Origin of the sequence: Paenibacillus sp. FSL H8-0261 (assembly GCF_045040645.1) — a bacterium.
In the GTDB taxonomy this organism is placed as follows: domain Bacteria; phylum Bacillota; class Bacilli; order Paenibacillales; family Paenibacillaceae; genus Paenibacillus_AQ.
The window spans coordinates 3,924,451-3,937,369 of record NZ_CP150297.1; the positions used below are offsets into that span (position 1 = coordinate 3,924,451).

General features: G+C 44.7%; 10 protein-coding genes. All 10 read right to left on the reverse strand.

Annotated elements, in window-relative coordinates; translation table 11 throughout:
* Positions 1-93: 93 nt before the first annotated feature.
* Positions 94-783 (reverse strand): DUF6273 domain-containing protein, encoded by a 690-nt coding sequence (locus tag MHI27_RS17445; RefSeq protein ID WP_405174305.1) that lies wholly within the window; start codon positions 781-783, stop codon positions 94-96.
* Between the two features lie 100 nt (positions 784-883).
* The gene (locus MHI27_RS17450; RefSeq protein WP_076283476.1) at positions 884-2,335 is read right to left on the reverse strand and encodes a nicotinate phosphoribosyltransferase; all 1,452 of its coding nucleotides are present in this window, start codon (positions 2,333-2,335) and stop codon (positions 884-886) included.
* 52 nt (positions 2,336-2,387) lie between these two features.
* On the reverse strand, positions 2,388-2,927 hold the full coding sequence (locus MHI27_RS17455) for a cysteine hydrolase family protein (RefSeq protein WP_405174306.1): 540 nt from the start codon (positions 2,925-2,927) through the stop codon (positions 2,388-2,390).
* Between the two features lie 30 nt (positions 2,928-2,957).
* The gene (locus MHI27_RS17460; protein WP_042128449.1) at positions 2,958-3,728 is read right to left on the reverse strand and encodes an NUDIX domain-containing protein; all 771 of its coding nucleotides are present in this window, start codon (positions 3,726-3,728) and stop codon (positions 2,958-2,960) included.
* Positions 3,729-3,893: 165 nt separating this feature from the next.
* On the reverse strand, positions 3,894-4,343 hold the full coding sequence (locus tag MHI27_RS17465; protein WP_042188957.1) for a RicAFT regulatory complex protein RicA family protein: 450 nt from the start codon (positions 4,341-4,343) through the stop codon (positions 3,894-3,896).
* 28 nt (positions 4,344-4,371) lie between these two features.
* Positions 4,372-5,958 carry a tRNA (N6-isopentenyl adenosine(37)-C2)-methylthiotransferase MiaB gene (gene miaB / locus MHI27_RS17470; protein WP_405174307.1) on the reverse strand — a complete coding sequence of 529 codons (1,587 nt, stop codon included), beginning with the start codon at positions 5,956-5,958 and terminating at the stop codon, positions 4,372-4,374.
* 403 nt (positions 5,959-6,361) lie between these two features.
* Positions 6,362-7,582: a VWA domain-containing protein gene (locus MHI27_RS17475; RefSeq protein WP_076283474.1), complete on the reverse strand. Its 1,221-nt coding sequence runs from the start codon at positions 7,580-7,582 to the stop codon at positions 6,362-6,364.
* Between the two features lie 2 nt (positions 7,583-7,584).
* Positions 7,585-9,924: a DUF5682 family protein gene (locus MHI27_RS17480; RefSeq protein ID WP_405174308.1), complete on the reverse strand. Its 2,340-nt coding sequence runs from the start codon at positions 9,922-9,924 to the stop codon at positions 7,585-7,587.
* Positions 9,924-11,018: an AAA family ATPase gene (locus MHI27_RS17485; RefSeq protein ID WP_076298824.1), complete on the reverse strand. Its 1,095-nt coding sequence runs from the start codon at positions 11,016-11,018 to the stop codon at positions 9,924-9,926. Before MHI27_RS17485 ends, MHI27_RS17480 begins: the two co-directional genes overlap by 1 nt.
* 6 nt (positions 11,019-11,024) lie before the next feature.
* Positions 11,025-12,902 (reverse strand): HEAT repeat domain-containing protein, encoded by a 1,878-nt coding sequence (locus MHI27_RS17490; protein WP_405174309.1) that lies wholly within the window; start codon positions 12,900-12,902, stop codon positions 11,025-11,027.
* Between the last annotated feature and the right edge of the window lie 17 nt (positions 12,903-12,919).

The following is a 12,919-nucleotide window of genomic DNA, read 5'->3' on the forward strand; positions in this document are numbered from 1 at the left end:
ATGTATCAAAAAGAGGTGTATCCCTTGTTCTTCACACTAGCGAAGAGAGGGACACGCCTCTTTTTAATTATTGCCACTCTAAACCGATTGTCTTTATCGTGGAAGATTAATTACCATAGCGGGACGGACGCCGTCACGGGCTACACTGACATTCGCATAGCTGCGAATACTGTAACTCGGTCCGACAAAAAACGCACGCGAAGGTTTGTTTCCCTGTGTTCGCAGCCACCACCAAGAGCAGCCAACTTCTTCGCCGTCTTTAATTATATAGTTATCTTTATCCGTTTTATCGTAAATGTATAGGCTGCATCCATCGTGCTTTTTCATTTTAGCAAATTCCGTGCCAACCGCACGCCGTAGTTCTTTTCCGTGTATCTCTGAGAATGCCTTTATCTCATCAACGCTAAGCAAAAAAACGTTATCCTCTGTATCTGGGGTACCCTCTCCGTTATCTGAGCAACGGGTCGTTTTTATTAATACCTTCTCGGCAGCATTGAATGCGCTGTTATAGAATTCATCGTTCAGCCACTCACGCAAATCACAGTCGTGCCACGTAATATCCACGCAATCACGCCATTTAATATCTGCGCTCTTGCCGTGATACCTCTTGCATTCCAAAATGTCCTCGCTCAAAACGAACAGTTCGCTACCTGAGTTATGGAGAACACGCCATTCAATCGGCAGCTCTTTACCATCCTTCGATTGTGAATACGTGCCGAAAGTAATGATTTCGCCTGGCTTAACGTTCCTGTTCGGCGCTAAAGCAAGCTTCCCCTCTTCCATTAAGTTCTCCTCCTTATTTACAAGCCTCTGTAAAAACAAAAAAACGCGGGTATATCACTCTCCCGCGTTAACACTGTTGACAGAATTAATCCTGCAAAATCTATTCAATATCCGGTCGTATATGCTCAGCGATTAACTGCTGCTTGCTAGTCCAGACCTTTTCACTCAAATTCACCCGATATACTTCGGGATTCAGCTTACGTTGATACTCCGGCCAGAATAGATCCTTTTGCTCCCGATGATAACGTCGAACCTCATTCAAATCCGGCAAAGTATACACTTGGAATCCGTTAACGTATATCGGTTCTAGCATAGGCAATGCCTCGTAACGCTCGACATACTTATGCATGTATGGATGCAGCGGATTAAACAGCTTCAACCGCGCACCGTTACGTGGAGCTTCCTCTTCTGGAAAGCAGATATAATCCGCAAGCGCTTTGCCATTTTTACCGATAATCCTGAATACGTCCTTCTTGCCAGGCGTAGATACTTTCTCAGGATTGGAAGAAATCTTGATCGTCGGGATCATTTCTCCAGTAGCGGACTCAATTTCCACCAGCTTATAGACGCCACCCAGAGAGGGCTGGTCAGAGGCGGTGATCAGTTGTGTACCCACACCCCAAGTATCAATCGCTGCGCCTTGCAGCTTCAGATCCATGATCGTGTTCTCATCCAAATCGTTGGAAGCGACTATCTTCACATAATCCAGGCCAGCATCATCCAACATCTTACGCGCTTGACGGGATAGATAAGCCAAGTCACCACTATCCAAACGGATACCAACCATTTTTTTACCTTGTGCCTCCAGCTTCTTGGCTGTATTGATTGCATTAGGCACCCCACTACGGAGTGTATCGAAGGTGTCGACCAATAGCGTAACTTCGTCCGGCATCACCTTAGCATAGGCATCAAAAGCCTCCTGCTCGCTGCCAAAGCTCTGAACCCAGGAATGTGCATGTGTTCCCTTGGTCGGAATACTAAACATTTTGCCTGCCAGCATGTTTGAAGTAGCATCAAAGCCGCCAATATAGGCTGCTCTAGCCCCCCACACCGCTGCATCGGCTTCTTGCGCACGCCGGGTACCAAACTCCAGCAAGATGTCATTCGGAGCCACCTGCTTAATTCGTGAAGCCTTAGTAGCGATCAACGTCTGGTAGTTCATGAAGTTCAGAATGGCTGTCTCCACCAGCTGAGCCTCCATAATTGTCCCTTCCACACGGATTAATGGCTCATCTGGAAAAATCAAAGCGCCTTCTTTCATCGAATGAACGGTTCCCTGAAAATGAAACTGCAACAGTTCCTCCAAAAAAGCGGGAGCATAGTTTTCTTCTTGCTCAGACAAATAACGGATATCATCTTCGGTAAACCGCAAGCCGCCGATATAACCAACAATACGCTCTAACCCTGCGAACACAGCATAGCCGTTACCGAAAGGTAGCTTCCGGAAATAAGCCTCAAATACAGCCTTCCGTTTATGAGTTCCATTCACCCAGTGAGCGTACATCATATTGATCTGATATTTATCCGTATGTAGCGCAAGTTCTCTTCTCAAGTCCTCATCTCCTAATATCTACGCTGCTATATGTGTATATTCTGTTCTAGTATTATGCCTTAACAACGTCTGCTCCTAAACTTCCCCGGAAATGTTCTAACGCCCAAGTATGTCCATTTGGATTAAAGCTGGCAACTGCATCTTCGTGCACAATAATTGCAAACCCTTTGTTATATGCATCCACTGCTGTGTGCAGTACACAAATATCGGTGCAGACCCCAATTAAATGTAGTTCAGTAATGCCACGCTCCCGCAGCTTGATTTCCAGATCAGTTCCACTAAAAGCGCTATAACGCGTTTTGTCCATCCAATAGATGGAATCGCGGTTGTGTTCATACACAGATTTCAAACTTCCGAACAACTCACGTCCTTCACTCCCGCTTATATTATGAGGAGGAAAAAGTTTGCTCTCCGGATGGTAAGGGTCATTCTCTTCATGTAAATCCACGGCCATAACGACATAATCGCCACTTTGGACAAACTCCGACGTTAATTGGCTGATTCTAGGCTCGATATCTACGGCTGGCTGACCAACCGGCAGATTTCCGTTAACAAAATCATTCGTAAAGTCGATCACTATTAGTGCTTTCATGAGATTAATCCCCTCTCCTGATTTAAGCCACTACGTGTAGATGGATAACAAAGGCTCATGATCTGTGAACATATAGAGCTGTGCGGGACGCTGGGAGTATTGATTTGAACTAAGCGCATTTCCCTCTTCATCTCTTACTTCTTTTAATATACCCTGACGACTACGTGTTGAAGTGATTTTACGAATAAAATTCGGTTCCTTAAATTCCGGCACTACCGTTTGAATGACTTGATAGAGCTCACTAAGGGTAAAATGTCTAGGTAAAAACTGTCTTGCGATCGTAGTCTGAAGCATTTGTTGTTGAATGCGCAAGTATGCATCCTTGATGATATCATGGTGGTCAAAAGCGAGCTCCAGCTCTTCAAGTGCTTCCTGCAATGTAAATAAACCTACCTCGCCAGCATCATCCGAAGCTTGTCTTTGCTCCAACATCCATTCTTCTACAAGGGCAAAAAAAGCATGACTGATAATCCATCCGCGAGGGTCGCGGCCTGGTGTACTGTAAACGCCCAGATATTCCAAATGACCACCATCTACACCAGTCTCTTCTTTGAGTTCACGTGTAGCCGCAGCATAAATGGACTCATCCTCCTGACAGAATCCGCCTGGGAGAGCCCACATTCCAGCACATGGCCATTTCTTTCGTCTAATTAACATTACCTTAAGCTCACGTAAGGGAAGCGTCTTCGTGACCGTCTTACGTTCGCGTTTGGTCAGTGTAAACATTACGATGTCGGCCGGAACTCCGTCCGGTGTACGATATTTTTTGGCGTTATAGGTTTGTTCCCCATTTTCGCTCATATTTGCCCCATCCTTTTCCGAAGCTATAATTTTACTAATTCGTATCTTTAAATGTACCAAACCTTAACTTCTAAAATCAACAACTGGACATAGAAAGATTAGGATTATGTATAGTGTGAAACTTAAAGGGGCGGATCTGCATCCGCCCCCTAAACTGAGTGTGGGTTATCCGCATGTGGTCGGAGGCGCCTCGGTGCCGGCTTCCACATTTATTTTTTCCGAAACGGTATCTCTAATCACGGAAATGACAAGCTGGAGTAGATAATTGATGTCACTCTGGCTCTGCTGAAATTCGTTCACGACTGGAATGCCGTCAATTTCATCCTGCAACACTTCAATTTCACGCTCGATCTTGGCTACCATATCTTTATTTTTAAAGCTTTCGAAGGCAACAATCTCCTTCTGCTTTTTCTTAATCGTTGCAATCAGGCCTTGTACACGCTCGTGGTTCAGGATTTTTTGCTCAGCCTGCTGAAAATGCTTTACTTCTTCACTTGTCGAGATCAATGTAGCCAGTTCTTTGGCTTTACCCATAATATCCTCGCGTACGATCAAGTCACGGGTATTATAAGTCTTCATTCCATATTTATTCAAACGTTGTTCTTCTGTACTCACAAGCCATCTCCCCATTCGTATGTGATGATTAATGAACAGCAGCAGCTTCTGCCACAATATCCCCTTTGATGTACCATGTTTTGGTATCTGTAATTCTCACTTTTACAAATGTGCCAATAAGCTCCTTCGACCCTTCAAAATGGACCAGCTTGTTCGCACGGGAACGGCCAGAAAGGACTTCCGAGTTATTCTTACTCTCGCCTTCTACCAGTACCTCGACGACTTCACCTAGCATACGGTCATTAATGATCCGACTATTCTCTTTAATGAGATCATTGAGTCTTTGCAGACGTTCGCTCTTCACTGACATCGGTACATTGTCCTCCATAGCAGCTGCAGGGGTACCTTCACGAGGTGAATAAATGAACGTATATGCCATATCATACCCAACCTCGCGCACTAGCGAAAGAGTATCTTCGAATTGCTCATCCGTCTCACCAGGGAAACCAACGATAATATCGGTACTTAATACCGCATTAGGCACACTTATCTTGATCTTACGAACTAACTCCAGATAAGCTTCACGAGTATATTTGCGACTCATTTTCTTAAGTACGGCAGTACTTCCCGATTGAACCGGTAGATGGATATGCTCCACCAGGTTGCCGCCTCTGCCGAGTACTTCAATCAATTTATCGTCAAAATCACGTGGATGCGATGTCATAAAGCGGATGCGCGGAATATCAATTAAACGCATATCATCCATTAGGTCACCAAAGGTGTAATCGATGTCTGTAAAATCCTTACCGTATGCGTTTACGTTCTGCCCCAGCAAAGTCACTTCCTTGAATCCTTGACGCGCGAGCTCTCTTACTTCAGCAATAACGTCCTCCGGACGGCGGCTGCGTTCTTTTCCTCGTGTAAAAGGTACGATACAGTACGTACAGAACTTATCACAGCCATACATAATGTTTACCCAAGCCCGCATGCCTTCACGTTTTTTCGGTAAGTTCTCAATAATATCGCCCTCTTTAGACCATACCTCCACCACAAGCTCTTTACTGAATACAGCTTCTTTAATGAGGTGTGGCAGACGGTGAATATTATGCGTACCGAAGATCATATCCACGAATCCATGCTTAGACATAATTCGATTAACTACGCCTTCCTCCTGCGACATGCAGCCACACACGCCCAGCAAAAGACCTGGCTTCTCAATCTTCAAGTTCTTAAGGTGACCAAGCTCTCCAAACACCTTATCCTCGGCATTCTCACGAATCGCACAAGTATTGAGCAGAATGAGATCCGCATGATTCCGATCATCGACGCTTTTGTAGCCCATCTGTTCCAACAGGCCCTTCATCGTTTCCGTGTCATGCTCATTCATTTGGCAGCCATAAGTCGTTATATGATAATATTTGTCTACTCCGAAATTCTGCATCTCTTCAGGAATCTCGAAATCATAATGCACTTCTATTTCTTCCTTGCCACGCCGTTTTCCTTCTTTATAATCAGGCTGGCTATTAATTTGAACGTTTCTTCCTTTAATCCGATAAGTAATCTTACCTTCTTCTTCACTAATTACCTTCGCATCGCTAAAATCAAAATATTTCGAATAATCTTTCGAACCCTTGCCGGATTTTAAGTCCGGTGAGTTATGGTTCCCCTTAGTCATGCTGTTTTCACGTCCTCTATCTAAAATGTAGCTTATTGTTGTTTTAACCTAATATAAAATTATAGCACATTCTATAACATTACATCCATCTTAGATGTCAATTCCAATATGCACTGATTTAGGCTTATCAAGCAAAAACTTAACTTGCGTATTTTTTTGAAAAATCAGGTCTATTTTACCACAGCGTGAGAGCAGAGCATACTCTAAAAGAAAATTTTAATAGGTCAGGATAATAGCTCTTCTAAAAGACTTCCATAAAAAAATACCCTGCCGACGAGCGACAGGGCCAAATTATATTGTATAAAGGGGGGTATGATATTTATATACGCCACAAAAACTGTAATGAATCACAGTTCTTGTCTGAATATCGCTTTTAATGAAACTTGTAATAGCACGACTCTTTTTAAATCCCTTTTGTACCAAGTTTCTTTGCTAATTCAGTAAGATCCTGTCCTTTTAGTGCACCTTCTACTAACTGTGGCAGCAGTGCAGGTGTACACGCAAAACAGGGTGTTCCATCGCGAGTCAAAGATCTCGCCACATGCTCATCATAGAAAGGTTTGCCTTCATCAGATAAAGCCAGCAAGCACATCGTTCTAACTCCAGATTCCTTCAGATGACGCATACGACGGATTAAGCCTGCCTGGTTCCCACCTTCATAAAGATCCGAAATAACGATAAATAATGTCTTCTTCGGTTGATCGATAAACTGTTCGCAATAAGCAACAGACTTTTGTATATCTGTACCGCCACCTAACTGAATCCCGAATAACATGTCAACAGGATCGTTCGCACATTGCTCTGTCAGATCAACGACCTCTGTATCAAATACAACTACTCGGGTACTGAGCGAAGGGATGCTTGCAAAAATAGAACCAACTACTGAAGCCCAAATAATTGATTCTGCCATAGAACCACTCTGATCGATATCCACAATGACTGTCCATTCCTTACTGCGTCTTGCCCGATCATAAAAGTAGAATCTCTCAGGGATAATCTGTTGTCGCTCTGCATCATAATGCTTCAGATTGCGTTTTATCGTCCGTGTCCAGTCTATACCACTAAGTGACGGTAATGGAGAATGCTCTCTGCGATTCAGTGCACCCGTCACCGCCCGACGCAGATCTTCCTCCATACGCTTTACAAGATCATCCACAACCGCCTTCACTAACAGGCGAGCCGTATCTTTTGTCTTCTCAGGAATTTTCCCTTTTAGCGAAAGTAGTGTACCTACTAGCTGTATATCAGGCTTCACTGTTGCCAGAACTTCCGGCTCAAACAATAATTGCTTCCAGCCCTTCCGCTCCATCGCATCATGTTGAATAACCGATACGATATCCTCTGGGAAGAAATTGCGAACATCTCCTAACCATTTTGCCAACCGGGGTGCAGATTTACCTGATCCCGCTCCTCTTTGTCCTGTAGCCGAAGAGTTAGCAGCACCACTATTTACGATATCGCTCGTCTCATCATAGATAGCAGCCAGTGCTTGGTCCATGATGAGTTCATCTTCAGACAGGTGAATACTTGCGTTTCCGCTAGAAACCGTCAATTGCTCTTCTGCAGACTGACCAAGAATAAGGCGCCACCGAGCTACAACACTTGAATCCACGGATGTACTCATCGTCATATATCTCCAAAGTCAAATTCATTCAAATCCTCAATCATTTTCGCTTCGGCCTCCTTCAGCTCACCCGTCAGAATCTCAGCAGCCTGCTCGGTGTTCACACCCCACAACTCCCCTAGAAGTTCGGCAATCATCGTCTTTTCTCTTCGTTCAAAGGTGCTGAAAGCACGCCGTAAAAATACTAATGCACGTACAAATTCTTCATCATCTAATGAATTAATATACTCATTCAATTGTTCCCACAGACTTAATCGAGACAACAGTACATATCGATTACGCATAGACATCCCTTCGAACCAGCCTGCTCCAAGTTCTGCGGGTATACCTGGCGACAGGCGCCTCGATACTTCTTCTGAACATTGCTGTGCAGTCATCGCATTACGCTCCAATAAAATGGAACACGCCACTCCAGATAAACGCGGATTGCAGTCATCCCTCTCTGACAAGTGTTTCAGCTCTTGTATCCACAACAGCTCATCTAATTCCTCACTATGCGCAATAGCTGCCTGATTCAGTATGTTCATAGCTTTAAGCATCTCACCTGAAGCCTCATCGTTACATTGGCTCGCATCCAGCAAGAACAGACAGGCTCGTCTGAACAGTTGTTCAAGCAAAGGAATGAGCGGCTTGGTATCAATCCGTCGAACATCGCCATATTGAATCAGAAGAGATAACTCATGAATGGAAGCAGCAATCTGCACCACATCTCGAGTATCAACAGCTAGACGCTGAAGCGTCTGCCGTCCGGCTTCCATCTGGTGTATCATTCCACACTCATAAGCCGTTCGAATAAGTGCTGACGCTTCCGCAATGGTACTGCTGCCATCTAATTTTTGTTGCAATACATAAGCTGAAGCAATCTCAATTGTTTCCCCAAGTAGCGTAGATTCAACGACCTGGATCTCAACTTCAGGAGACCACTTCATTACCCAATGCTCTGCCCACGTTGCGCCAGTCTGACCACTTGCTCTTATGTTCACTAGATCGATCCCAAGTAATCTGAGCCTTTGAAAAAGAAAGGAACGATTTAAGTCTAAATAAGCTGCTTCCTCAGAAGACACTCTTCGGTTCTCTCGGAGATCTAGTTCAAGATCATTTGCCACTGGGGTTTTATATTTCTCAAGCTTCAAGCGCTTTAATTGCCGATTCAGATCATCTTGAATCGGCGTCTGACTAATCCCCTCTGCCAACTCACCAATAGCAGTACCGATATCTGTACGAGCAAGCGCTTCTGCGATCACACTTAGCTCTCCACGCCCCAGTAAAGTCAGCGCAGCATCTCTTAGATCTCTTAACGTCGGAGCACTTCCACCGTGAAGGGCAGCTAATGATTCAGCTAAGCGAACGGCTTCGATAATTTCCGCTGTGGAACGGTGTGTCCCTGTATTACGCAAGTATCTGGCTACGGTAGACAGATAATGATTCGGCAAGTCTTCAAGTGAGCCATTCATCATACGTTCCCACATCATTTGATAATAATGAGGAGCGAGGTTACCTGCTCCGTAGCCAGACAAAGAAGATAACTTATAGTACGTGTAGGGCATAAGTGTTAGCTTCGAATTTAGAGAAGGAAGAGCATCTATTTCCTCATCCGACATACCAGATGCCAGATCAACAAGCGCCGCTGCATGGTATGCTCCACATACAACAACGATCTTATTTGGTTGATGGCCAGCAGCGATTGTATCCTGAATCTGACGACGCATATAAGCTTCACGTATCGTATTGTGTGCATATTCTACTATGTTGTTATGTCTCTCATTTTCTTCAGAAATCTGACGCATTTGGGATGAGAAGGAAATAATTGCTTCCTGATATGCACCTTTGTTAGTGTTGTGTTCGAAATTGCGCTCCCAATACATATCATAATCAAGCTCACCAGCCAGCTCAGCTACTCTATCATATAGAGATGCTTCTTCAGCAGCCTTCTCAACCGTATTGTTAACTTCAGATTCATCGCTCTGTTCAACAGAATCTCTACTTTTGGTTCGTATATCCTGTAACGCGATGACCACTGATGAAGGTAAATCTATAAAAGCTGTATATGCCCCTTGCTGCTCCGCCCATCTCATCGCTTGATATTCGGGGGAATATAGCGCAAGCGGCCAAAGGGCTGTACGCACAGGAACTTCCTCCGTAAAAGCTAGAATGGCAATAGGAGGTTTGGTTGTCATGTTGATGACATGGCGAATCTCAGGTGTGGCATCCGATGGACCCTCAATTAACACAGCTGTGGGCTCTATTTCATGAAGGAAGCTCAATAGATGCTGCGCACCACCAGGAGACAAATGCCGCACCCCAAAAATATGCACGCCAGCTCCAGTAGTTTCGCTCTCCACTAGTTCATCTCCTTACAAGCTGTATATAACCCCCGCCAATCTGCGCCACGTTTTTTCATAATATTGTCGAGATACTCTCTCCAGACAAGTTGATCCTTATCATCATCTTTCACAATGGCACCTTGCAGCCCTGCGGCCAGATCTTCGTCCGTCAGTTCTCCATTACCGAAGCTTGCAGCCAGCGCCATACTATTCGTTAAGAGCGAGATCGCTTCAGCTGTGGAAATCACACCTGCTGGAGACTTCACCTTCTCCTTCTTATCCAATGTCATCCCGCTACGCAACTCACGGAAGATGGTCACGACCTTATGTAAAGCTTCGTCTGCAGGGAGCGCCGCTTGCAAATCGTAGGAAGAGGCAATTTCACGAACTCGTTTCTTCACAATCTCAACTTCAGTATACAAATCCGCAGGGGCTGGAAGGACGATAATATTAAACCGTCGCTTCAAGGCAGTTGACATGTCATTTACACCACGGTCTCTCGTATTAGCTGTTGCAATGATCGAGAAGCCTTTGCGCGCACTCATCTCCTTACCTAGCTCAGGAACGGATATCGTCTTCTCCGATAAGATGGATATCAACGCATCCTGTACCTCAGATGCACAACGAGATATTTCCTCAAAACGTGCAATGCCCCCATCCTCCATCGCTCGCATAATAGGGCTCTTCACTAGCGCTTCCGGCGTAGGGCCTTGTGCAAGCAGCATTGCGTAGTTCCACGAATAGCGCACCTGCTCTTCACTCGTACCTGCAGTACCTTGTACGACAAGTCCTGATTGTCCATATATAGCAGCTGATAAATTCTCAGATAACCATGACTTTGCTGTACCCGGCTCACCGATTAATAGCAGTGCACGATCAGTTACCAGCGTGGCTATCGCCATCTCTATTAATCGTTTGTTACCAATGTACTTAGGTGTAATCTCGGTACTCCCTGCTTTACCGCCAACGATAAACTTCAGTACTGATTGGGGCGACATCTGCCATCCTGCTGGAACCTTACCAGTGTCCGCTTTACGAAGCGCTTCCAACTCATGCTCATACAGTCTTTCTGCTGGAAGCCTCATAATATCTTGTAATAGTTCTTGACTCATCGTTAGCTACACCTCTTCATTTGGGTTTGATGGTCCTTGCATGAGACGAATGACATACTCAAGTTGTTCTTCTGCAACCTCACTAAATCGAGGTAGAACAGTTATTATTCGACTCGCAAAACTCGCTGGAAGCTGACATAGCTGTTCAAATGTATACGGTTCAATTAATCGACATTCTGTATTTCTATCATCTTCCAAAGCCACTAGGAGAGCTTCTTGCAAATGTTGTTTATTTATCCCTGTACGTGCTAAGCCCATCAAGAGAATATTGGAAAACCGATGGCGGAATTCAGGATTATCGGTCAATTTACGAAGCAAATACTGCATTGCTTCGGCATGTCCCGGCCTTGCAAAGGCACTTACCAGTTCGTATTGATCCAGTTCTATAAAAGCGTCAAGCCACCGTGAATCCCATTGAACAGCCAGTACCTCGGGCGGCTGCATTACGACCTTATACATATATTGAATCTGGTCTACAGGTGAATTCCAAACTGCATCATAAGTTCCATGATATCGTTGAACTACAACTTCAGATATGGTGCGCAGCAGTTGCTGCGCCATTGAAGAAGCATTGCTAGTTGAAGATGGCGCATAATGCTTTAGAACTTCAACATATTGTTCATACACACGCTCTGGTGACAAGTAGAGATACGCATCTTTAAAAACATCATTCACATATCTTCTATTGTTTCTATAGTAGACAAGATCACGCTCAAGTGTTTGCTGTAATATACGTCTCGCTTCGATAGAATCTATCTGTCTAAAATAGGAGTTTGCTTCCTCGATCAATGAATTCCACTTTAGCTGATTCATATATAATGGATACTGCTCGAGAACATTAAAATATAGTTTCTCTAGTTCAGGACTGCGTTTGTAAGATAAAACCCGAAGATACTGGACTACCTTATTCCATAATCCGTCTTTCTTCTTCGTATCGCCCATAATCTCTGAGACAGTTTGAAGCATATCTGATAACTCTACAACAAGTCGTTTTGTGAGCTCTTGGGCTTGACATTGTCTCAATGCAGGAACTACAAGTTCACTATCTTTTCCCGTAAATGCCTCATGCAGCCGGTTCACCGCATTTACCGAGTCGCTCTTAGCCAGCGCATTATAGGCAGCTTCGCGAATCTTTTTCTTCTTATCTGTACTCCAAGCCAGTAATTCGATTTCATATTGTCCCTGACCTGCGAGCAGAGAAATAGCCATGGCTCGAACATCTTCTGATCCTGAATCTGCAGCTTGATAGATCAGATCCTGAACGCTATCACCACCTAATACTGCGATCACGTACAGCTTTCTCGTCTCTACTATTCCTCCAGCAGGATCAAATTGATCGATAAGGATCGGAATAATCTGAGGCCCATAAGCTGGCAGGATCTGCTTCATTACAAGCTCGGCGATCTCAACATATGGATCTTGGAGGGCTGCTAACGCGGGATGAATCATTCGAAGATCTTGAAACAGTCCTGTCTCAAAAGCTTCCTTGATAATCTCATATCGTCCTCCCCCGCGAGTCTTTAATGCCGTCTGTACCGCTGACAGCTTACGATATGAGAACCGAGTAGGCAATCTCACCGGATGGACTTCCACCTCAAGCAGTTCACCATCAGGCGAAGTCGCCCCCTGTGTATATAGCACCGAGCTAAGCAGCACACTGAGCTCCTGTAGGTTCTGAGCAGAGGAAGATCCCTCGGAATGATCTGGTTCAATGACCGCAACGATTCCCTCTCCTAACCTTTTGAATATGGGAGCACGTTCACCTAACTGTTGAAACTGTGGCAATAGCCGCTTTAAGCGGAAATCCTCAGCAGCGAGCTCACTTCCAGCTATATACAGCCGGTTTACTTCTTGATGAAGCTCTTGTAGTAAAGCTGTACTCATGGATATTCCTCCCAAAG

Coding starts and splice junctions, on each gene's coding strand:
- MHI27_RS17445 (WP_405174305.1), bottom strand. CDS start 783: ATGGAAGAGGGGAAGCTTGCTTTAGCGCCGAACAGGAACGTTAAGCCA.
- MHI27_RS17455 (WP_405174306.1), bottom strand. CDS start 2,927: ATGAAAGCACTAATAGTGATCGACTTTACGAATGATTTTGTTAACGGA.
- MHI27_RS17460 (WP_042128449.1), bottom strand. CDS start 3,728: ATGAGCGAAAATGGGGAACAAACCTATAACGCCAAAAAATATCGTACA.
- miaB (WP_405174307.1), bottom strand. CDS start 5,958: ATGACTAAGGGGAACCATAACTCACCGGACTTAAAATCCGGCAAGGGT.
- MHI27_RS17475 (WP_076283474.1), bottom strand. CDS start 7,582: ATGAGTACATCCGTGGATTCAAGTGTTGTAGCTCGGTGGCGCCTTATT.
- MHI27_RS17485 (WP_076298824.1), bottom strand. CDS start 11,018: ATGAGTCAAGAACTATTACAAGATATTATGAGGCTTCCAGCAGAAAGA.
- MHI27_RS17490 (WP_405174309.1), bottom strand. CDS start 12,902: ATGAGTACAGCTTTACTACAAGAGCTTCATCAAGAAGTAAACCGGCTG.